The 21,189-nt window shown below is 66.7% G+C and carries 17 protein-coding genes; 10 read left to right on the forward strand and 7 right to left on the reverse strand.

Annotation, left to right across the window (positions count from 1 at the left end; translation table 11 throughout):
- Positions 1-354 precede the first annotated feature (354 nt).
- Positions 355-834, forward strand: a complete 480-nt coding sequence (locus AC1ZQA_RS08825; RefSeq protein ID WP_482676602.1) for a hypothetical protein — start codon at positions 355-357, stop codon at positions 832-834.
- 7 nt (positions 835-841) lie between these two features.
- On the opposite strand, the gene uvrC is transcribed toward AC1ZQA_RS08825, so the two are convergent.
- A complete protein-coding gene (uvrC, locus tag AC1ZQA_RS08830) occupies positions 842-2,827 on the reverse strand; it encodes an excinuclease ABC subunit UvrC (protein ID WP_482676603.1) in 1,986 nt (661 codons plus the stop codon).
- Between the two features lie 5 nt (positions 2,828-2,832).
- A complete protein-coding gene (locus AC1ZQA_RS08835; RefSeq protein WP_482676604.1) occupies positions 2,833-3,390 on the reverse strand; it encodes a uracil-DNA glycosylase family protein in 558 nt (185 codons plus the stop codon).
- Between the two features lie 127 nt (positions 3,391-3,517).
- On the opposite strand from AC1ZQA_RS08835, the gene earP reads away from it, so the two are divergent.
- Together earP and efp are read left to right on the forward strand one after the other, a co-directional pair.
- Positions 3,518-4,684: an elongation factor P maturation arginine rhamnosyltransferase EarP gene (earP, locus tag AC1ZQA_RS08840; RefSeq protein WP_482676605.1), complete on the forward strand. Its 1,167-nt coding sequence runs from the start codon at positions 3,518-3,520 to the stop codon at positions 4,682-4,684.
- Between the two features lie 35 nt (positions 4,685-4,719).
- The gene (efp, locus tag AC1ZQA_RS08845) at positions 4,720-5,274 is read left to right on the forward strand and encodes an elongation factor P (protein WP_482676606.1); all 555 of its coding nucleotides are present in this window, start codon (positions 4,720-4,722) and stop codon (positions 5,272-5,274) included.
- A gap of 143 nt (positions 5,275-5,417) precedes the next feature.
- Here the strand turns inward: efp and AC1ZQA_RS08850 are convergent, their stop codons facing one another.
- The 5 genes from AC1ZQA_RS08850 to edd all read right to left on the reverse strand — a co-directional run bounded on the left by AC1ZQA_RS08850 (position 5,418) and on the right by edd (position 10,038).
- Entirely contained in the window at positions 5,418-5,699 is a 282-nt protein-coding gene (locus AC1ZQA_RS08850) for a high-potential iron-sulfur protein (protein WP_482676607.1), read from the reverse strand.
- A 55-nt stretch (positions 5,700-5,754) separates the two neighbouring features.
- The gene (locus AC1ZQA_RS08855) at positions 5,755-6,213 is read right to left on the reverse strand and encodes a group I truncated hemoglobin (RefSeq protein ID WP_482676608.1); all 459 of its coding nucleotides are present in this window, start codon (positions 6,211-6,213) and stop codon (positions 5,755-5,757) included.
- Between the two features lie 30 nt (positions 6,214-6,243).
- On the reverse strand, positions 6,244-7,281 hold the full coding sequence (locus AC1ZQA_RS08860) for a DUF3034 family protein (protein WP_482676609.1): 1,038 nt from the start codon (positions 7,279-7,281) through the stop codon (positions 6,244-6,246).
- 241 nt (positions 7,282-7,522) lie between these two features.
- Complete coding sequence (eda, locus tag AC1ZQA_RS08865; RefSeq protein WP_482676610.1) at positions 7,523-8,170, reverse strand: bifunctional 4-hydroxy-2-oxoglutarate aldolase/2-dehydro-3-deoxy-phosphogluconate aldolase; 648 nt, start codon at positions 8,168-8,170, stop codon at positions 7,523-7,525.
- An 11-nt stretch (positions 8,171-8,181) separates the two neighbouring features.
- Positions 8,182-10,038: a phosphogluconate dehydratase gene (gene edd / locus AC1ZQA_RS08870; protein ID WP_482676611.1), complete on the reverse strand. Its 1,857-nt coding sequence runs from the start codon at positions 10,036-10,038 to the stop codon at positions 8,182-8,184.
- 238 nt (positions 10,039-10,276) lie between these two features.
- Between edd and zwf the strand changes: the two genes are divergently transcribed.
- Genes zwf through AC1ZQA_RS08905 form a run of 7 tightly spaced genes read left to right on the forward strand, consistent with a single transcriptional unit; the run spans position 10,277 to position 21,152 of the window.
- Positions 10,277-11,737: a glucose-6-phosphate dehydrogenase gene (zwf, locus tag AC1ZQA_RS08875; RefSeq protein ID WP_482676612.1), complete on the forward strand. Its 1,461-nt coding sequence runs from the start codon at positions 10,277-10,279 to the stop codon at positions 11,735-11,737.
- 3 nt (positions 11,738-11,740) lie between these two features.
- Positions 11,741-12,430, forward strand: a complete 690-nt coding sequence (gene pgl / locus AC1ZQA_RS08880; RefSeq protein ID WP_482676613.1) for a 6-phosphogluconolactonase — start codon at positions 11,741-11,743, stop codon at positions 12,428-12,430.
- A complete protein-coding gene (locus AC1ZQA_RS08885) occupies positions 12,411-13,583 on the forward strand; it encodes a glucokinase (RefSeq protein WP_482676614.1) in 1,173 nt (390 codons plus the stop codon). The genes pgl and AC1ZQA_RS08885 overlap by 20 nt, the downstream gene beginning before the upstream one ends.
- A 41-nt stretch (positions 13,584-13,624) precedes the next feature.
- On the forward strand, positions 13,625-15,127 hold the full coding sequence (malQ, locus tag AC1ZQA_RS08890; RefSeq protein ID WP_482679306.1) for a 4-alpha-glucanotransferase: 1,503 nt from the start codon (positions 13,625-13,627) through the stop codon (positions 15,125-15,127).
- A 15-nt stretch (positions 15,128-15,142) separates the two neighbouring features.
- A complete protein-coding gene (glgB, locus tag AC1ZQA_RS08895) occupies positions 15,143-17,338 on the forward strand; it encodes a 1,4-alpha-glucan branching protein GlgB (RefSeq protein ID WP_482676615.1) in 2,196 nt (731 codons plus the stop codon).
- Between the two features lie 8 nt (positions 17,339-17,346).
- The gene (gene glgX / locus AC1ZQA_RS08900) at positions 17,347-19,524 is read left to right on the forward strand and encodes a glycogen debranching protein GlgX (RefSeq protein WP_482676616.1); all 2,178 of its coding nucleotides are present in this window, start codon (positions 17,347-17,349) and stop codon (positions 19,522-19,524) included.
- Complete coding sequence (locus tag AC1ZQA_RS08905; RefSeq protein WP_482676617.1) at positions 19,521-21,152, forward strand: alpha-D-glucose phosphate-specific phosphoglucomutase; 1,632 nt, start codon at positions 19,521-19,523, stop codon at positions 21,150-21,152. Before glgX ends, AC1ZQA_RS08905 begins: the two co-directional genes overlap by 4 nt.
- Positions 21,153-21,189: the final 37 nt, after the last annotated feature.

Below are 21,189 nucleotides of genomic sequence, written 5' to 3' on the forward strand. Positions count from 1 at the left end.
ATGTGCCAGGCAGCACGTGGAGCGCAGACGCGATGCATGCCCCTCCGCCAAGGCGGTTGACCCAGTGGACCCTGTGTCAAAAACCAGGTAGCGAAAGCGTAGGCGCGTTTGCCTGCGACGCCGCGTCGCACCCAGACAGGCCCTTGATCTATGTCAATTCGGCAATCGGCGGATCAGTCCGCCACCTCACGACGGCTCCTGCAGAGAGCCGGTGTCGCCCCGCAGCACCCGGTTGCGACAGATTGCCGCACCCGGCATGAACTTGCATGACATCAAAAGAGAAATCGTCACATTTCATTACATTCACCGACCTTGCCGAGGCGCTGTGCGTCGGCTCAAGCTCTGGAGATTGCCATGCGTTCGTTCACCTCCCCTGTCCCCTTCAAGCGTGCCGCACTGCTGGCCGTGCTGTTGTCTGGCTTCATCGCGCCTGCGCAGTTCGCCCGCGCGGAGACTCCTGCCTACAACCTGGGCGAGCCGGTCATCGCGCTGGTGCCCGTCATCAAGCAGCATGAAAAGGCGCTCAAGCTCGACGCCAAGCAGCAGGAAGAGTTCGCCCAGTGGCTCAAAACCGCACCAGCCAAGCGCAAGGCGGCCGAAGACAAGCTCGCCAACACCCGCCTGCAGCTGCGCGACGCGCTGATGAACGGCATGGGCGATACGCCCGAGCGTCAGGCCATGATCGAGGACATCGGCAAGCAGGAAGCCGCGCTGGTGGCCATGCGCGCGGGTTGCGTGGACAAGATGCACGCCCTGCTGGGCGCAGAAAAGTTCAAGGAAGCCGTCGCGCTGTACAAGGCCTCGCTGCACCAGGGCCACGGCGCGGCGAAGTAAGACCGCTTCAGTGCATCGCCTTGTAGATCGTGTGAGCGAGTTCGCGGGAGATGCCTTCCACGGTCATCAACGCGTCCTCGCTCGCTGCCTCGACGCCGCGAATGCCGCCAAACCGCGCCAGCAACTTTGCGCGGCGCTTGGGGCCGATTCCGGGGATGTCTTCCAGCCGCGAACCGCCGGTGCGCACCTTGGCACGCGCGGCGCGCATGCCGGTGATGGCGAAGCGGTGCGCCTCGTCGCGGATCTGCGCCACCAGCATCAGCGCAGCGCTGTCGGCGGGCAATGTGAGCTTGGGTCGGCCGTCGGCAAACACCAGTTCCTCCAGCCCCACTTTGCGGCCCTCGCCTTTTTCCACACCGACGATCACGCCGAGATCGAGCCCGAGTTCGGTGAACACCTCGCGCGCCATCGCTACCTGGCCGCGTCCACCATCCACCAGCACCAGATCGGGTAGCCGAGCCTTGTCGGCGGTGTGCCGCTGCGCATCGCCTTCGACCGCGTCCGTCTCCTGCGGTTGCTGCGTCTGCGCCTCGGCCACGCGCCGGTAGCGCCGGGTGAGCACCTGGCGCATCGCGGCGTAATCGTCCCCGGGCGTGATGTCGTTGATTCGGAACCGGCGGTATTGCGCCGGTTGCATGGCGTGGTCGGCGTACACCACGCAGGACGCCTGTGTCGCCTCGCCTGCGGTGTGGCTGATGTCGAAGCACTCCACCCGCAAGCCCTCGGCCTGGTCGGCATCCAGCCCCAGAGTCTGAGCCAGGGCCAGGGTGCGCTCGCGCTGCGAGCCTTCTTCCGCGAGCAGTCGGGTCAGCGCGATCTGTGCGCCCTTTTGCGCCATGTCCAGCCAGTCGCGGCGCTGGCCGCGCGGCTGGGTGACCTGCTGCATGCGGTGCCCGGCATGCTCGCCCAATGCATCGAGCAGTTCCGGGTCGAGCGGCTCGGCGCACACCAGCACAGGCGGCGGCGCCATCTGGAGGTAATGCTGGGCGACGAAGGCGTGCAGCACGCGATGCGCAGCGCTGCGGGCGGCGTCCGTCTGCTGGCCTTCCGCGGCTGCGGGTGCGTCTTCGACCTCCAGCGCCGCCTGCACCTGACTGGGGAAATAGGCCCGGTCTCCCAGGTGCCGCCCGCCACGCACCATGGCCAGGTTGACGCAGGCGCGCCCCCCCTTGAGCGCCACGGCCAGCACGTCCACATCCTGCGTGCTGCCCACCTCCATGCTCTGCTGCTGCAGCACACCGGAGAGCGCGGCAATCTGGTCGCGCAGCACGGCGGCTTCTTCGAACCGCAGGGCTTCCGAGAGTGACTGCATCTGCAGCTGCAGATCGCCCAGCACCACGCCGTGGTCGCCACGCAGAAAGCGCACCGCATGATCCACGTCGCGCGCATAGTCTTCGGCACTGATCTTGCCCACGCAGGGCGCCGTGCAGCGATGGATCTGGTGCAGCAGGCAGGGCCGGCTGCGGTTGGAAAACACCGTGTCCTCGCAGGTGCGCAACTGAAACACCTTCTGCAGCACGGCAATGCTCTCCTTCACCGACCACGCGTTCGGGTAGGGGCCGAAATACTGCTGCCGACGGTCGGTCGCGCCGCGGTAATACGCCACCCGCGGGAAGGCATGCGCGGTGGTGATCTGCAGATAGGGATACGACTTGTCGTCGCGGAACAGAATGTTGTAGCGCGGGTGCTGGGTCTTGATCAGATTGTTTTCCAGCAGCAGCGCCTCGGCTTCGGTACGCGTGACGGTGGTGTCCAGCCGGACGATGCGCGAAACCATCAGCCCGATGCGGGTGCCACCGTGATCCTTCTGGAAATAGCTCGATACCCGCTTGCGCAGATCGCGTGCCTTGCCCACGTACAGCAACGTACCATCGGCGGCGAAGTAGCGATACACCCCGGGCAGATGCGGCAGCGCGGCCACCTGTGCGAGCAGTTCGGCACTGTGCGCAGGTGCCGCATCAGAGGAGGAATCGGGGGACAAGTCAGCCGTCATGGTGATCAGGTGGCAAGCTGCACGGCACGTTCGAACACCGCGCGGAACATTGGCGGGGTCAGACGCCCGGTGTTCTGGTTGTAGCGGCTGCAGTGGTAACTGTCGATCAGGACATAGGCACCCAGGCAGTGTTCCGCAGCATGGGCAAACCGCGCGGCGGATGCTTTGTGCTCCAGGGCCATCAACACCGCGTCATGCGCCACCCTGCCCAGCGCAAGAATGACCCGCAGCCGGGACATGGCGTTGATTTCTTCGGCGAGATACCGGTTGCAGGTGCGGATTTCTGCTGGCAGCGGCTTGTTGCCCGGTGGCAGACATTTCACCGCATTGCTGATGCGGCAGCCCTGCAGTTGCAGGCCATCGTCTGCCCGAATGGTGGACGGATGATCGGTGATGCGAATCGGCACCGGACGCGAGGCCAGCCCCAACGCGGTCAGCGTGCCAAAAAGCAAAGGCCCGGCACCGTCGCCGGTGAACGGCCGACCCGAGGCGTTGGCGCCCTTGAGCCCCGGCGCCAGCCCAGCGACGAGCAGCGGCGCGTCCAGCGGGCCAAGAGGCGGCACCGGCTGGCAGGCATAGTCTGGATGCTCCTGTTTGACTTGATGTAAAAATGCCGCAAGACGCGGACACAAACGGCAATGCGCGTCATAAAAAGATCTGGAGGTCGGTGCGTCGTCACCTGGCATATTCATGAAAGTCCAACATCGGTGGGATCTGTTTTGCCACGTCGTCGACAACCTCGGCGACATTGGCGTGACCTGGCGGCTGGCGCGGCAGCTGGTGGCCGAACATCAGCAGCAGGTGCGATTATTTCTGGACGACTTCAAGGCGTTCTCGCACATCTGCCCCCAGGTGCAGTTGCGCGCCACGGAACAGACCATCGCCGGAGTGCAGATTGTGCCTTGGGCACGGCAACTGCAGTCCACGCCGGGCGATGTGGTGATCGAGATGTTCGGCTGCCGCCTGTCCGACGCGTTCATCGCCCAGATCGGCAAGGCGCAGCCGCGCCCGGTCTGGCTCAACCTCGAGCACCTCAGCGCCGAGGCCCTGGTCGACCTGCATCACCTCAAACCCTCGCCGCAAAGCGGTGGCGTGCAGAAGTTCTTCTACTACCCCGGCTTCACCGCCAAGACCGGCGGCCTGCTGCGTGAAGCCGACCTGATTGCGCATCGGGACAACTGGCAGATGCAGCCTTCGGCCAAGCGCATCGCCATGCGCACCCTGGGCCTGCCACCGCCGCCCGACCATGCACTCACCGTGCTGCTGTTCAGCTACGCCCGCCAGCGCCTCGAAGGCTGGCTGCACACCATGGCCTCGTCGGAGCGCCCGGTCGCGCTGTGGGTCTGCCCCGGCCCGGTGATGACGGCCATTCATGCGTGGCTTGACATGGAGCTGCAGACCGGCCAGGTCACCAGCCGCGGCAGCCTGAGCATCTACGCCCTGCCCTATGTGCCGCAGGAGCGCTTCGACGAACTGCTCTGGGCGGCGGACATCTGCATCGTGCGCGGAGAAGACTCTTTCGTGCGCGCGCAATGGGCGGCGAAGCCTTTTATCTGGCACATCTACCCGCAGGAGGACAGCGCGCACGACCGCAAGCTCGACGCCTTTCTCGACCGCTATCTCGCAGACACCGACACCGATCTGCGCGACACCGTGATCCACTTCTGGACCGCATGGAACCGTGGGCTCGATCTGGCTCCGGCATGGCTCGAATACGTGACCAACCTGCCCGCGCTGCAGCGCCACGCACTCCGATGGTCCCGTGCGCTGCAGGCACAGACCGATCTGGCCAGCCAGCTCGTCCATGACGTGTCGCGTCTGCAGGACATCAGGCCCAAGGTGGCAGCAGCCCGGTAGAATAGACATTTATCCTGAATTCCCCGAACTGTTCAATGAAGATCGCCCAAGAAATTCGCGCCGGTAATGTCATCATGGTTGGCGACAACCCGATGGTGGTGCAAAAGACCGAATACAGCCGCGGTGGCCGCAATGCCGCCACGGTGAAAATGAAACTGAAGAACCTGCTCACCAGCGGCGGCACGGAAGCCGTGTACAAGGCCGATGACAAGATCGACTTCGTGACGCTGGAGCGCAAGGAGTGCACCTACTCCTATTTCGCCGATCCCATGTATGTGTTCATGGACTCGGACTACAACCAGTACGAGGTGGAAAAAGACAATATGGGTGACAGCCTGAACTACCTCGAAGACGGCATGGCCGTCGAAGTGGTGTTCTATGACGGCAAGGCCATCTCGGTGGAAATGCCCACCACCGTGGTGCGCGAAATCATCTACACCGAACCCGCCATCAAGGGCGACACCTCCGGCAAGGTCCTCAAGCCCGCGAAGCTGGCCACTGGCTATGAAGTGCCCGTGCCCATTTTCGTCGCGACGGGTGACAAGATCGAGATCGATACCCGCACCGGCGAGTACCGCAGCCGCGTCTGACCGGCAGACCACACCGCGTCCCAAAAAACCGCCGTGCAGGCGGTTTTTTTCATAAAAAAGGGCCCGCGCTCGGCAGGCCCTGTCAACCTCGCAATGCCATCCCATTGCAAGGACTGGAGGATGGGTGATGCGTGGCGCGGGCGTCAGGACGAGAAACGCTCGCACCATCCGTTGGGGTCGATCGCCCCGGCAACCAGACGGCAGCTCCCCTTCGCTGTCGCGTCATTGCCGGGGATGAAATACGCGCAATCACTGCAATGCTGCCCGCCGTGCGGCATGGGCTGATAGTGCACGGCCGCCTTGCTGAGCATGTCGTCTTCCGCCTGCGCGGGAATCACTGCGGCAGCGCCAGCAACGGCGAGCAGCAGCCCCCCGTTGCGCAACAAGGCGCGGCGCTTCAGGTCAATCTGTTTTGCTTGAGGCATCTTGATCTCCAAGGGTTGGCACGCGGCGGACGCACCGGGCGTCCGCCGCTCTGACTCACTGATGCACCACGTCGGGCTGCATCGGCGCGAGGATGGCCAGCAACTGGTTCTGCAGACCCAGCGGCACGTTGTTGGAGTCCATGGATTTCTGCAGATCCTCCACCAGGGCGTTGAAATCCGCAGTGTTCAGGTGCATGCCCTTGTGCGCCTGTTTCATGCTCAGCCCGGTGTACTTGCATGGCCCGCCCGTGCCTTCACACACCTGGTTGACCAACTCCATCTCCAGATGCGGAATATTGGTCTTGGCGAAGAAGTGATTGATCCGGTTGTCCGCCGCGACATTGACAACCATGTCGTGCACCACCTTGGTGATGGCTGGCTTGCCGCCGAGCTGCTCATAGAGCGTCGGGCTGGTGGATTGCGCCTGCGCATTGAACAGGCCAGCAACCGACAGGGCGGTGACGAAGGCAGTGACTGCAAGCGGCTTGGTCAGGGATGAAATTGGGTGTCGCATGATTGACTCCTTGAAAAATGGGAACTGCGCTCAGAACGTGCCGTTGAGCGAGAGATAGATGCCCTTGTTGCTGGCCTGGAACGGCAGCGGGCCGAGATCGGCATAGGCCGCGGTGAGCGACAGGCTCTTGTTCGGGAAATAGGCGATGAAGACGTCCTTCATCGTCCCGGGCGAGCCGATCGCCGTGGCCGCTGCATTGACCGGGTACTTCATGTTGTCGGGCTGCTGGCGGAACTCGCCGCCCACCGCTACGTCCGGCCGCAGAAACACCGCAGCAGAGCCCTCGAGCTCGGCGTGATAGCTGTTGTCGCTCTTGGTGCCCAGTGCCCCGGCAATGCCGTTGGCGCTGTTGGTGCCAAAACCCAGCAGACCCATGGCGTTGGCCTTGGTGCCGCGCAGGGTCAGGTTGACCAGGGTGACGCGATGAAAGATGCCGTTGAGGAACACCTTGGTGGCTGCGACGTAGAAATCGGTGCCGGAGTCCTTGGCCGCGCCGAAGAACTTGGGAATGCCGATCGGGCCCAAGCCTGAGAAGTTGCTGTTGAAGTCGTTGTTCTTCTTGTACTTGATGCCCACGGACACCTGCGGATACGGGGTATAGAGTATGTCGCCGAACAGCCTTGCCTTCAGCCCGAGCACGTCCATGCTGATGGTCTGGTTGCCGAGGTTGATGTTGGGGTTGGGGCTGGAGATGAGGCCCAGACCACCCGCTTGATTGCCCAGCACGCCCAGGCTGGAGAGCGCGCCCACATTGACATTGAGGTTCTCGTGCGCCACCGAGATCTCGAAACGGTTGTGGATGCCCACAGCCGCGCCCAGCGTGGTCAGGCCGTAGTTCGGCACGCTGACATAGGTGCCGGTGACCGAGCCACCCACCTCGTCGCCGGTGTCATAGCCGGCGATCACCGCCCAGGGTGAGATGCCGCCCCCGGTCGAGCCGCCCACCTCGGTGACGCCGCTGGTCGCCAGCAGGCGGCTGCCCTGCGCCTGCGCGGTGCCAACTCCCCAGATGCCCAGCCCTGCGATGGCAGTGGCTGCAATCGTTTTTTTCCAGTGATGAACTTGCATGCTGTCGCTCCTCTTGATTGGTCGTGGCACTCCAGAACTGGAGTGATCGCAACCGAGCCGTCCAGGCCAGCATCAGTTGCGACAAGAGGAACTACGCGGCAGAGAACAAACCGGATTCGGGAAATCGTCCCGCAGCACCGACGAAGATGTAAAAATTTCCTACACGATCCAGCACGGCGCTTGATCACCCCGGGGGTGGTGAGCCGCCACCCCAATGACAACGGATCGGGCGTCTGGAAGCTCAGGCGGCAGGACGCAGGGCAGACGCCTCGCGCGCCAGAGCGGTGATCGCGCTCCAGTCGCGCGCCGCCAGTGCCGCCTCGGGCACCAGCCAGGAGCCGCCCACACAGGCCACGTTGGGCAATGCCAGATAGCTGGCGGCGTTGCCTGGGTTGATGCCGCCGGTGGGGCAGAACAGCAGTTGCGGCAGCGGGCCATGCAGCGAGTTGAGCAGCGCCCGCCCGCCCACGGCCTCGGCCGGGAACAGCTTGAGCGCGGTGAACCCGGCGTCCAGTGCGGCCATCGCCTCACTGGCGGTGGCCACGCCGGGCACGAAAGGCAGCGGGCTCTTTTGAGCGGCAGCCAGCAGCGCCGGAGTGAGGCCAGGGCTGATGCCGAACAGTGCGCCCGCGTCCTGCGCGCGGTGCCAGTCGTCCGGTGTGAGCACGGTGCCCGCGCCCACCAGCGCACCGGGCACGCGGTCGCGGATCTGGCGGATCGCGTCCAGCGCAGCGGGGGTGCGCAGCGTGACCTCCAGGGTGCGGACACCGCCGGCCACGAGGGCTGCGGCCAGATCGACCGCCAGGGCCGCGTCGCGGATCACGATGACGGGCAGCACCGGCCCGGTGCGCAGCAGGTCGGTGGCGCTGAGCATGTCTTGAGGGGTCATGGTGTGCATGCTCAGGCTCCGGCCCAGTCGGGATGCTGGAAACTGGCCGCGCCCTGCTCGGCGCCATCGACATGGCGACGAAAGGCGGCGAACAGCTCGCGGCCCACGCCATATTGATGGCGCGTGAGGTCGATGACTTGCGCGGTGCGCGCATCCCATTCCTCGGGCGGCACCTCGGCATGCACTTGACCGGTGTGGGCGTTGAGGGTGATGCGGTCGCCGTTGCGCACCTTGGCGATCGGCCCGCCGTGCGCGGCTTCGGGCGTCATGTGGATCGCCGAAGGCACCTTGCCCGAGGCGCCGGACATGCGGCCGTCGGTGACCAGTGCCACCTTGAAGCCGCGATCCTGCAGCACCCCCAGCGTGGGCATGAGCTTGTGCAGCTCGGGCATGCCGTTGGCCGCTGGTCCCTGAAACCGGATCACAGCGACGAAATCGCGCTCGAGTTCGCCGCGCTTGAAGGCGGCGAGCAACTCGTCCTGGTCGTCGAACACAATGGCCGGCGCCGAGATCACGCGGGACTCGGGCTTGACCGCCGAGACCTTGATGACGCCACGGCCCAGATTGCCGCGCATCAGCTTCAGACCGCCATCGGGGGCGAAAGGGTTGCGCACCGGGCGCAGAATGTCGGGGTCGAGCGACTCGGACGCACCATCGCGCCACACCAGCGTGCCACGGTCCAGCCCCGGCTCTTGGGCGTAGCGCGCCAGCCCCGGCCCGGCCACGGTCTGCACATCGCCATGCAGCAGCCCAGCGCCGAGCAGTTCGCGGATGACAAAGCCCATGCCGCCTGCGGCCTGGAACTGATTGACGTCGGCCTTGCCGTTGGGGTAGAGCCTGGTCAGGGTTGGCACGACCCTGGAGAGGTCGTCAAAGTCGGTCCAGTTGATGTCGATGCCCGCAGCGCGGGCGATGGCCACCAGATGGATGGTGTGATTGGTCGAGCCACCGGTGCACAGCAGGCCCACCAGACCGTTGACGATCACGCGCTCGTCCACCAGCTCGCCGATCGGCGTGTACTGCGTCCCTTCGGCGGAAATGGCCACGGCGCGCGTGGCCGCCGCGCGGGTGAGCACCTCGCGCAGCGGCGTGCCGGGGTTGATGAAGGCGCTGCCCGGCAGGTGCAAGCCCATGATTTCCATCAGCATCTGGTTGGAATTGGCCGTGCCGTAGAAGGTGCAGGTCCCGGCGCTGTGGTAGGACTGCATTTCGGCGTCGAGCAGCTCCTGGCGGCCGATCTTGCCTTCGGCATACAGCGCCCGGATGCGCGCCTTCTCGTCATTGGCCATGCCGCTGGTCATCGGCCCGGCGGGCACGAAGATGCCCGGCAGATGGCCGAAGGCGAGCGCACCGATGAGCAGGCCCGGCACGATCTTGTCGCACACGCCCAGATACAGCGCGGCGTCGAACATCTGGTGGCTCAGGGCGACGGCGGTCGCCATCGCGATGACATCGCGCGAAAACAGCGACAGCTCCATGCCGGCCTGTCCCTGGGTGACGCCGTCGCACATCGCCGGCACGCCGCCGGCAAACTGTGCAGTGGCTCCCGCAGCCAGCGCCGCCTCCTTGATCCATGCGGGAAACGCCCCGAGCGGCTGGTGCGCCGAGAGCATGTCGTTGTAGGCGGAGACGATGGCCAGGTTGGGGCGCGACTGGGGCGTGACCTCCTTGAGCAGGATGCGCGCGGGTGCGGGCGCAGCAGCGATTGCATGCGCCAGATTGGTGCAGGAGAGCTGGCTGCGCTCCACCTTGCCGCCCCGCGCCGCGCGAATGCGCGCCAGATACGCCGCCCGCTGCACGCGGCTGCGTTCCACGATGCGCTCGGTCACGGTGGCAAGGATGGGATGCAGGGATGGCGATGGGGTCATGGCGGGCAGACATTCAGGACAGGTGGCAAGGATATTGCAGGTTACTCAGGCATCATGCAGTCGAAATGACACGCAAATTTCATACCGTTCATCGTGTGCCGATCACACTGGGGACATGTTTCATGATTCCAATCAATTTCCTGAAAACAATGCAGATCTCGACGAACAGCCGCAGCCGCCCCTGCCTACACTGAACCAGGATCATCTCATGGCAACAACAACGCGAACAAAAACCGACATGACCGCCACTCCCGCTTTCGACATGGTGCTGTTCGGCGGCACGGGCGATCTGGCCATGCGCAAGCTGCTGCCTGCGCTGTTTCAGGCGCACCAGTCCGGCACACTGCATCCCGCAGGTCGCATTGTGGCGCTGGGGCGCGGGGCGCTGACCCTGGACGATTATCTGGCGCAGGTACAAAGCCAGTCCGGCCCTCACCTCAAGGCCGACTTCGCCAGCGCGGCGTGGGCCAGTTTCGCTGCGCGGCTGACCTATCTCAAGCTCGATGCCAGTGTACCGGCCGACTTCGACGCGCTGGCCGCGCTGCTCGGCACGGACGATGCGCATGTCACCGTGTGCTACCTGGCCACGGCGCCGTCGCTGTTCGAGCGCATCTGCACCCAGCTCGCCCGCGTTGGCCTGAACCACCCCGGTGTGCGCGTGGTGCTGGAAAAGCCTCTGGGCCACGATCTGGCATCGAGCGAGGCGATCAACGCCGCGGTGGCGCAGTCGTTTACCGAGAGCCAGCTCTACCGCATCGACCACTATCTGGGCAAGGAGTCGGTGCAGAACCTCATGGCCATGCGCTTCGGCAACGTGCTGTTCGAGCCACTGTGGCGGCGCGAATGGGTGGACAACGTGCAGATCACCATTGCCGAAGACCTGGGCGTGGAAGGACGCGGCGAGTTCTACGACAAGACCGGCGCACTGCGCGACATGGTGCAGAACCACCTGCTGCAACTGCTGTGCATGGTGGCCATGGAACCCCCGGCCAGCCTGGAGGCCGACGCCATCCGCGACGAAAAGCTCAAGGTGCTCAAGGCGCTCAAGCCCTTTGCCGAGCCCGATGTGGCCAGCAAGAGCGTGCGCGGGCAATACCGTGCCGGGGCCATCGATGGCAAGCCGGTGGTGGGCTATCTGCAGGAAGCCGACATCGCCCCGGACAGCCGCACCGAGACCTTCGTGGCGATCAAGGCGGAAATCGCCAACTGGCGCTGGGCCGGGGTGCCGTTCTTCCTGCGCACCGGCAAGCGCATGCAGGAGCGGCTGGCGGAAATCGTCATCAGCTTCCGCGCGGTGCCGCTGAGCCTGTTCGGCGGTCCGGTCGCGCTGCAGGGTGCCAACCGCCTGGTGATCCGGCTGCAGCCCGAAGAGAGCATCAGCCTGCACTTTCTCTCGAAGGAGCCGGGCGACGGCATGCGTCTGCATCCCACCAAGCTCGATCTGGACTTCGAGTCCACTGCGCAGAAGCGCCGCGCCGATGCCTATGAGCGACTGCTGCTCGACGTGATCCGCGGCCAGCTCGGGCTGTTCATGCGCCGCGACGAACTCACCGCAGCCTGGCGCTGGGTCGAGCCCATCCTGGAATGCTGGGAGCGCAACGGCGAGGCGCCCAAGTCCTACACCGCAGGAACCTGGGGACCGGCGGCGTCCAGCGCCCTGCTGTCGCGCGACGGTGCGTCCTGGCACGAGGAGCTGTGAGACATGCTGCATGTTTGCGCCAACACGCAGGATCAGGTCGCTCAACTGGTGTGCGCCATCCAGACCGCGCTGGCGGAGGACATTGCGCAACAGGGCCGGGCGCTGCTGGCCGTCTCCGGCGGGCGTTCGCCCATCCCGCTGTTTCACGCGCTGGCGCAGGCGCCGATCGACTGGCCACGCGTGGCCGTCACGCTGGTCGATGAGCGTGTCGTCCCTCCAGACCATGCCGACAGCAACGCCGCACTGGTGCGCGCCCATCTGCTGACCGGCGCTGCGGCGCAGGCGCGCTTCCTGCCGCTGGTCGATGATCCACAAGATCTTGCAGGCTGCGTCGCCCGGGCCAATGCGCACTTCCGCGAACTGGCACAGCCCATCAGCGTCGCCCTGCTGGGCATGGGAGAGGACGGGCACACCGCGTCGCTGTTTCCCGGTGCCGCCGAGCTGGCCGCGGGACTCGACCCCACCCACCCCGAGCCCTATCTGTCCATCAGACCAACGCATGCACCGCACGCCCGCATCAGCCTGAGCCTGGCCGTACTGCTGCAATCGCGCCGCCTGCTGCTGTCGATTGCGGGACAGGCCAAGCATGCGGTCTATGCGCAGGCCGCCACGCCGCCGCCGCGCGTTGCACTGCCGATCAGTTTCCTCGTCCAGCAAACCCGCGCCTCATTCGATGCCTACTGGACACCTTGACCTCCATCCCCGGTTGCTTGCCGACATCGGCGGCACCCATGCCCGCTTTGCGCTGCAGACCCCGCAGGGGATCAGCCCCATCATCACCCTGGCCTGCGCCGATTTCCCGACCGTGCAGGACGCCATCCAGGAGGCGCTGCGGCGCGCTGGCACGCCCGCAGTGCGCCATGCGGCATTTGCCATCGCCAACCCGGTGCTGGGTGATGCGGTGCGCATGACCAACCATGACTGGGCGTTCTCCATCACCGCGCTGCGCGACGCCATGGGCTGGGAGACGCTGCTGGTGCTCAACGACTTCACCGCGCTGGCACTGGCGCTGCGGGAGCTTCCGCCCGACTCTCTGCGCCAGATCGGCGGCGGCGCGCCTGTGCCCGGCGCCGCCATCGGCCTGCTCGGCGCGGGCACCGGTCTTGGCGTCTCCGGCCTGATTCCGGGCCCAAGCGGAACCTGGCTGCCGCTGGCCGGTGAGGGCGGGCATGTGAGTTTCGCGCCGTTCGATGCGCGCGAGATCGACCTCTGGCGCTACGCCCGGGCGCGCTTCGGCCATGTCTCGGCCGAGCGCCTGCTCTCTGGCCCGGGGCTGCAACTTCTCCACGCCTGGCTGGGCGAGATCGACCCGCACCCCGCCGCAGGGCCGTCCCAAGGCGGGGTGCACCCCCTCGGGGGGCAGCGAGGGCAAAGCCCGAGCGTGGGGGCCGTCCACCACCCCGCCGCAGGGCCGCCCCAAGGCGGGGTGCACCCCCTCGGGGGGCAGCGAGGGCAAAGCCCGAGCGTGGGGGCCGTCCACCACCCCGCCGCAGGGCCGTCCCAAGGCGGGCCCTCCCCCGCGGACATCACCGCGCGCGCCTTGAACGGCAGCGACGCCCGCTGCATGCAAGCCGTCGATCTGTTCTGCACCCTGCTCGGCACCGTGGCCGCCAATCTGGCGCTGACCCTGGGCGCGATGGGCGGCGTTTTCATCGGCGGTGGCATCGTGCCCAAGCTGGGTGCGGCATTCGAGCGCTCGGGCTTTCGCGCCCGGTTCGAGGACAAGGGTCGATTTTCCGACTATCTCGCCCGCATTCCGGTGTTTGTCATTCATCACCCCGATCCCGCATTCCTCGGCGTGGCCAAGGCGCTGGACCAACACCTCACCTCCTCCACCCTCCCATGACAACGCCCAACAACGGCAACCTCGGTGGCAACATCACCGCGATGCGCTTTCCCCGTGGCAGCGGCGTGCTGCTGCACATCACCTCCCTGCCCGGGCCGCACGGCAGCGGCGATCTGGGGCCGGATGCCTATCACTTCGTCGACTGGCTGCAGGCCAGCGGGCAGTCGCTGTGGCAATTCCTGCCGCTGGGCAATCTCGGCGTGGGGCATTCGCCCTACATGAGCAGCTCGGCCTTTGCGGGCAACGTGCTGCTGATCGACCTAGCCGAACTGCAGCAACGCGGCTGGCTGGGCGCCGACGATCTGGCGCCGATCGACGGATTGCATGGCGCGCAGGTGAACTTCGAGCGCGTCATTCCGTTTCGCATGGAGCGCCTGCAGCGCGCCGCGCAGCGTTTTGCCGCCAGCGCCACGCCGCAAGAACGCGCCGATCTGGCCGCGTTCCGTGCCGCGCATGCCCAGTGGCTGGACGACTATGCGCTGTTCATGGCCTTGTCCGAGCACTTCGAGGACCGCTTGTGGAGCGATTGGGACGCCCCGCTGGCGCAGCGCCAGCCCGCGGCCTTGCTGCAGGCCAGGGCGGAGCATGCCGAGCGCATCGACTTCTGGACATTCGCGCAATGGTGCTTCTTCCGTCAATGGGGCGCGCTGCGCGCCTACGCCCACTCCCGCGGGGTGAAGCTGGTGGGCGACATGCCGATTTTCATCTCCCTCAACAGCGCCGATGTGTGGGCACGGCCCGACCTGTTTCAGCTCGACGCCGCAGGCCGCCCCACGGTCGTGGCCGGTGTGCCGCCGGATTATTTTTCCGCCACGGGCCAGCGCTGGGGCAATCCGCACTATCGCTGGGCAGCGCACGAGGCCGAGGGCTTTGCCTGGTGGATCGCGCGGCTGCGCGCCACCTTCTCGCTGGTGGACCTGGTGCGCATCGACCATTTCCGCGGCTTCGAAAGCTGCTGGGAAATCCCGGCGGACGCGCCCACGGCGATCGGCGGCAAGTGGGTTGCGGCGCCGGGTGCGGCGCTGTTCGACGCGGTGTCCAGGGCGCTTGGCCCGTTGCCCATCATCGCCGAAGACCTTGGCGTCATCACCCCGGAAGTCACCGCGCTGCGGCAGCGCTTCGGCTTTCCCGGCATGCGCATCCTGCAGTTTGCCTGGGGGCAGGACGACGGCGGCAAGAACGCCTACCTGCCGCATAACCATACCCACGACAGCGTGGTCTATCCCGGCACGCACGACAACGACACCACGGCGGGCTGGTGGGCCAGCGCGCCCGAAACGGTGCGCCACCATGTGCGCGACTACCTTGCCTGCGACGGCGGCGACATCGCCTGGACGCTGATCCGCGCCGCCAGCGCCAGTGTGGCCGACATCGCCTTGTTCGCCATGCAGGACGTGCTGCGGCTGGACAGCAGCCAGCGCATGAACACGCCCGGAACGGCGCAAGGCAACTGGGGCTGGCGTTTCACCTGGGATCAGGTACAACCAGGACATGCGGCGGCATTGGCGCACTTCGGCCGGCTGTACAACCGCCACCCAAACTGAACCGGAACCCCGCCCATGCTGACCGAACACGACATCGCCGATCTTGCGCAAGGCCGCCACGCCGACCCCTTTGGCGTGCTCGGCATGCATGCGCGCGGCACCACGCTCTGGGTCAATGCCCTGCTGCCCGGTGCGCTGGCCGTGGAGGTCATCGAGCGTGCGAGTGGTGCGCCAGTTGCCGCGCTCGAGAAGCAGGACGACACGGCGGTGTTCAGCGCCCGCATGGGCCGCCGCCGCAAGCCCTTCGACTACCTGTTGCGCGTGACCTGGCCGCCGCTGCACCCGGGCGATCCACCCTGGGTGCGCGACCTGGAAGACCCCTACCGTTTCCCGCAGGTGCTGGGCGAGATGGACGCCTGGCTGCTGGCCGAGGGCACGCATCTGCGGCCGTATGAATGCCTGGGCGCGCACCCCGGCGAGATGCTCGGCGTGGCCGGCACCCGCTTTGCCGTGTGGGCACCCAATGCACGGCGGGTGTCGGTGATCGGGGACTTCAATCTCTGGGACGGCCGCCGCCACCCCATGCGGCTGCGGCGCGAATGTGGTGTGTGGGAACTGTTCCTGCCCGATGTGGGCAAGGGTGCGCTGTACAAGTTCGAAATCCTCACCCAGCACGGCGACATCCTGCAAAAGGCCGATCCCATGGCCTTCCGCAGCGAACTGCGCCCCAACACCGCCAGCATCGTGCACGGTCTGCCGCCGCTGCACCCCATCCGCAGCGACATGGCGCGGGCCAATGCCTTTGCTGCGCCGATCAGCATTTACGAGGTGCATCTGGGCTCCTGGCGCAAGGCGGATGGCTGGCGCTGGCTGAACTATCGCGAACTGGCCGACACCCTGGTGCCCTACGCCCGCGACATGGGCTTCACGCATCTGGAACTGCTGCCCATCAGCGAGCATCCCTTCGACGGCTCGTGGGGCTACCAGCCCATCAGCCTGTTCGCCCCCACCGCGCGTTTCGGCTCGCCCGAGGATTTCCAGTATTTCGTCGATGCCGCGCACGCCGCGGGGCTGAGCGTGATTCTCGACTGGGTGCCCGCGCACTTCCCGTCCGATGCGCACGGCCTGGCCAACTTCGACGGCACGCATCTGTACGAATACGCCGACCCGAAGGAAGGCTTCCACCACGACTGGAACACCCTGATCTACAACTTCGGCCGCACCGAAGTGCGCAACTATCTGGTGGCCAACGCCCTGTACTGGCTGGAACGCTTCAACATCGACGGCCTGCGGGTGGACGCCGTGGCCTCGATGCTCTACCGCGACTACAGCCGCCCGGCCGGGCAATGGGTGCCCAACAAGTTCGGCGGGCGCGAAAACCTGGAAGCCATCGACTTCCTGCGGCGCATGAACCACACCGTCGGCGTGCAGCGCCCCGGCGCCATCACCCTGGCAGAAGAATCCACCGCCTTCCCCGGGGTGAGCCGCCCGCCATCCGACGATTTGCGCAGCGGCGGTCTGGGCTTTCATTACAAGTGGAACATGGGCTGGATGCACGACAGCCTGAGCTATGTGCGGCGCGACCCGATCCATCGCCAGTACCACCACAACGAGCTGACCTTCAGCATGATGTACGCCTACGACGAGAACTTCGTGCTGCCGCTCTCGCACGACGAGGTCGTCCACGGCAAGGGGTCGCTGCTGGCCAAGATGCCGGGCGACCGCTGGCAGCAGTTCGCCAACCTGCGCGCCTACCTTGGCTACATGTTCAGCCATCCCGGCAAGAAGCTGCTGTTCATGGGCAACGAGTTCGCACAAGCGTCGGAGTGGCAGTCCGACTACAGCCTCGACTGGGACGCGCTGCTGCACGCGCCACACCGCGGCATCCAGCGCCTGGTGCGCGACCTCAACCTCACCTATCGCGCCCATCCCGCGCTGCACCAGCTCGACCACCATCCCGGCGGCTTCACCTGGATCACTTACGACGACGCCACGCAGTCGGTGCTGGCCTTCGAACGCGCGGCCAGCCAGGGCCCTGCCTTCGTCGTGTTGTGCAACTTCACGCCCACACCGCGCCCCGGCTACCGCATCGGCGTCCCGCAGGCCGGGCGCTGGGAGGTGCTGATCAATACCGACGACCCGGTGTACGAGGGCTCGGGCCTGCCGCTGGATCTGCAGGGCGCCGCGCCGCAGCCGTCGCACGGACGGGCGTTTTCGCTGCAGCTCACCCTGCCGCCGCTGGCCTGCGTCATCCTCCGCCCTGCCAGTTGATGCCGCCGATGAACGCGCAACGCCGCGCCGCCAGAACCAAGCCCGCCCTCCCCGGCCTGCTTGCCGCGCGGGTGACCGCGCTCGGCGCGCAACTGCACCCCGACGGCGTGCATGTCGCGCTGGCCGCGCCGCACGCGCAGGCCGTGGAGCTCTGCCTGTTCGCCGAAGATGGCCGCACCGAGGTCGCCCGCCTGCCGATGCCACTGCAGCGCGACGGCATCTGGCAGGGCGTGCTGCCCGCCGCCGCGGGCGGGGTCGAGGGACTGATCTACGGCTGGCGGGTGCACGGCCCCTGGGCGCCGCACGACGGCCACCGCTTCAACCCGGCCAAGCTGCTGCTCGACCCCTGCGCGCGCGAGGTGGTCGGCCGCTACGACGGCAGCGACATCCACCTCGGCCACGATCCGGCGCATCCCGACCGCCCGGATCCGCGCGACAACGCCGCCACCGCGCTCAAGGCCCGCGTGGTCGCCGACCTGCCGCCACCCGCGCAGCCGCGCCCGGTCATCGACCCGGCGCAGCGCGTGATCTACGAGCTGCATGTCAAGGGCTTCACCGCGCTGCACCCCGAGGTGCCGCCACCGCTGCGCGGCAGCTACGCCGGCCTGGCCCATCCGGCTTGCATCGCCTACCTGAAGGCGCTGGGCATCACCACGGTCAGCCTGCTGCCGATCGCGTTTCGTGCCGACGAAGCCCGGCTGCTGCGCATGGGACTGAGCAATTACTGGGGGTACAGCCCGATTGCCTGGGCCGCGCCGGAAACCCGGCTGTGGAGCGGCACGCCGGGCAGCACGCCGCGCAGCGAGTTTCGCGCGCTGGTCGAGGCCCTGCATGCCGCCGGTCTGGAAGTCGTGCTCGACGTGGTCTACAACCACACCGCCGAGCTCGACCCGCTCACCGGCCCGACGCTGTCGCTGCGCGGCATCGACAACGCGCTGTACTACCACCTCGACCCGCAGGACCCCACCCGCACCCTGGACTGGACCGGCTGCGGCAACGGCGTCAACCTCAACGCCCCGCTGGTGTTGCGTGTGGTCATGGACAGCCTGCGCCGGTGGGTCACCGAATTCGGTGTGGACGGCTTTCGTTTCGATCTGGCCATCACCCTGGCGCGCGGTGGCGCGCAGGTGAACTACGGTTTTCAGTCCGACGGCGCCTTTCTCAGCGCCATGGCGCAAGACCCCGTGCTGTGCAACTGCCTGCTGATCGCCGAGCCCTGGGATCTGGGGCCGGGCGGTTATCGACTGGGAGGATTTCCGCCCGGCTGGCTGGAGTGGAACGACCGCTTTCGCGACACCCAGCGCGGCTTCTGGCTGCAGCATCAGAATGCGCCGGGAGAATTCGCCACCCGCCTGGCGGGGTCGGGTGATGTATTTCCGCCCGCGCGGCGCGGCGCCTACAGCAGCGTCAACTTCATCACCGCGCACGACGGCTTCACCCTGCGCGATCTGGTGAGCTACGCGCACCGTCACAACCAGGCCAATGGCGAAGACAATCGCGACGGCCACGGCCACAACCTCAGCACCAACAACGGCGTCGAGGGGCCGACCCAGATCCCCGAAGTCCTTGCCGCCCGCGCGCGCCAGAGCCGCGCCCTGCTGGCGGTGCTGCTGCTCTCGCTGGGCACGCCCATGCTGCTGGCTGGCGATGAACTGGGCCACACCCAGCGCGGCAACAACAACGCCTACTGTCAGGACAACCCGATGTCCTGGATCGACTGGCAGCAGGCCGATGTCGCGCTGCGTGACTATGTGCGCGGCGTACTGGCGCTGCGGCACAGCGTCCCGCTGCTGCAAGGCCGAGCCTGGTGGGCGCCTGCTCCCACGGCTGCCCAGCCCGGCGCGGCGTGGTACCGCGCCGATGGCCAGCCGATGGAGCAGGCCGACTGGGCGCGCGACGACCATGGCGCGCTCATGGTGCTGCTCGGCACCGCAGCGCAGCAGGTTTTGATTCTCATCAATGCTGAGGGGCAGGAAGCCTCATTCAACCTCAGGCCGGGGCGGTGGATTCTTAGACTGTCCAGCGACAGCGGATTTGTCGCCCCGGCACTCGGTGAACATGCATCTGGCAAGGACAGCGGCAAGGCGCACCGTCTGGGCACGGTGCAAACCCTGCCGCCCACCAGTCTGTGGATCGCCACACAGGAAGGCACCGCCCCCACTCGATCAGGAGACACCCCGGCATGAAACGCGTCACCCGCCCCGCCACCCCTTTTGAAGGCCAGCGCCCCGGCACCTCCGGGCTGCGCAAAAAAGTCAGCGTGTTCCAGCAGCCGGGCTATCTGGAAAATTTCGTGCAGGCACTGTTCAACGTGCTGGGCGACGCCAGCGGCAAGACCCTGGTGGTCGGCGGCGACGGGCGCTATTACAACCGCGTGGCCATCCAGACCATTCTGCGCATGGCCGCAGCGCACGGCTACGCACGGGTGCTGGTCGGACAAGGCGGCATTCTGTCCACCCCGGCGATGAGCGCGGTGATCCGCAGGCGCGCAGCCAGCGGCGGCATCGTGCTGTCGGCCAGCCACAACCCCGGCGGGCCCAGCGGCGACTTCGGCATCAAATACAACATCGCCAACGGCGGCCCGGCACCGGAATCGGTCACCGAGGCGATCTACCTGCGCTCGCGCGAGGTCCATGAAGTCCACACGGTCGACAGCCCCGATCTGCCGCTGGACGCGCTGGGCGCGCACCGGCTGCTGGACACGCAGATCGAGATCGTCGACCCGGTGGCCGACTATTGCGCGGTGCAGCGCGCGCTGTTCGATTTCGACGCGATCCGCGCACTGTTCGCCCGCGGCTTTCGCCTGCGGCTGGACACCATGTGGGCAGTCGGCGGGCCGTACGCCAAGGCCCTCATCGAAGGCGAGCTCGGTGCACCCGCAGGCACCGTGGTCAACGCCACGCCGCGCGAGGACTTCGGCGATCTGCACCCCGATCCCAACCCGGTCTACGCCACCGACCTGATTGCGCACATGGCCGCAGCCGACGCCCCCGACATGGGTGCCGCAACAGACGGCGACGCCGACCGCAACATGATCGTCGGCCGCAATTTCGTGGTCTCGCCATCCGATAGCCTGGCAGTGCTGGCTGCGCACGCCACGCGCATTCCGGGCTATGCCGCAGGTCTTGCCGGGGTGGCGCGCTCGATGCCCACCTCCACCGCGGTGGACCGCGTGGCCGCAAAGCTGGGCGTCGCCTGTTATGAAACCCCGACCGGGTGGAAGTTTTTCGGCAACCTGCTCGACGCCGGCAAGGTCACGCTGTGCGGCGAGGAGAGCTACGGCACCGGCTCGAACCACATCCGCGAAAAGGACGGGCTGTGGGCCGTGCTGTTCTGGCTCAACCTGATCGCGGTCACGGGCAAATCGGTCGAGCAACTGGTGCGCGCACTCTGGGCCGAGCATGGCCGCTGCGTCTATTCGCGCCACGACTACGAGGGCATTCCCACCGCGCAGGCCGACGCGCTGATGCGCGATCTGCGCGCCGCGCTGCCCGGGCTGCCTGGCACAGTGCTGGCTGGCGAGCCGGTGGCGATCGCCGACGACTTTGCCTATACCGACCCGACGGACGGCAGCGTCAGCAGCAAGCAGGGCGTGCGCATCATTCTGCGCAGTGGCTCGCGCGTTGTGTTCCGCCTTTCGGGCACCGGCACCGAAGGCGCAACGCTGCGCATCTATCTGGAACGCCACGAGCCCGACCCTTCGCGTCACGACCTGCCCGCGCAACAGGCGCTCGCCCCGCTGGTGGCGCTGGCCGAACAAGTCGCTCGCGTGCGGCATTTCACCGGAATGGATACCCCGAGCGTGATGACCTGAGACTTTCGACTGCCCCCTAAAAAAACCCAGGAGACCT

Source organism: Thiomonas sp. DCM-2 (assembly GCF_056820905.1).

Coding starts and splice junctions, on each gene's coding strand:
- AC1ZQA_RS08825 (WP_482676602.1), top strand. CDS start 355: ATGCGTTCGTTCACCTCCCCTGTCCCCTTCAAGCGTGCCGCACTGCTG.
- uvrC (WP_482676603.1), bottom strand. CDS start 2,827: ATGACGGCTGACTTGTCCCCCGATTCCTCCTCTGATGCGGCACCTGCG.
- earP (WP_482676605.1), top strand. CDS start 3,518: ATGAAAGTCCAACATCGGTGGGATCTGTTTTGCCACGTCGTCGACAAC.
- efp (WP_482676606.1), top strand. CDS start 4,720: ATGAAGATCGCCCAAGAAATTCGCGCCGGTAATGTCATCATGGTTGGC.
- AC1ZQA_RS08850 (WP_482676607.1), bottom strand. CDS start 5,699: ATGCCTCAAGCAAAACAGATTGACCTGAAGCGCCGCGCCTTGTTGCGC.
- AC1ZQA_RS08855 (WP_482676608.1), bottom strand. CDS start 6,213: ATGCGACACCCAATTTCATCCCTGACCAAGCCGCTTGCAGTCACTGCC.
- AC1ZQA_RS08860 (WP_482676609.1), bottom strand. CDS start 7,281: ATGCAAGTTCATCACTGGAAAAAAACGATTGCAGCCACTGCCATCGCA.
- eda (WP_482676610.1), bottom strand. CDS start 8,170: ATGACCCCTCAAGACATGCTCAGCGCCACCGACCTGCTGCGCACCGGG.
- edd (WP_482676611.1), bottom strand. CDS start 10,038: ATGACCCCATCGCCATCCCTGCATCCCATCCTTGCCACCGTGACCGAG.
- zwf (WP_482676612.1), top strand. CDS start 10,277: ATGACCGCCACTCCCGCTTTCGACATGGTGCTGTTCGGCGGCACGGGC.
- pgl (WP_482676613.1), top strand. CDS start 11,741: ATGCTGCATGTTTGCGCCAACACGCAGGATCAGGTCGCTCAACTGGTG.
- AC1ZQA_RS08885 (WP_482676614.1), top strand. CDS start 12,411: ATGCCTACTGGACACCTTGACCTCCATCCCCGGTTGCTTGCCGACATC.
- malQ (WP_482679306.1), top strand. CDS start 13,625: ATGCGCTTTCCCCGTGGCAGCGGCGTGCTGCTGCACATCACCTCCCTG.
- glgB (WP_482676615.1), top strand. CDS start 15,143: ATGCTGACCGAACACGACATCGCCGATCTTGCGCAAGGCCGCCACGCC.
- glgX (WP_482676616.1), top strand. CDS start 17,347: ATGAACGCGCAACGCCGCGCCGCCAGAACCAAGCCCGCCCTCCCCGGC.
- AC1ZQA_RS08905 (WP_482676617.1), top strand. CDS start 19,521: ATGAAACGCGTCACCCGCCCCGCCACCCCTTTTGAAGGCCAGCGCCCC.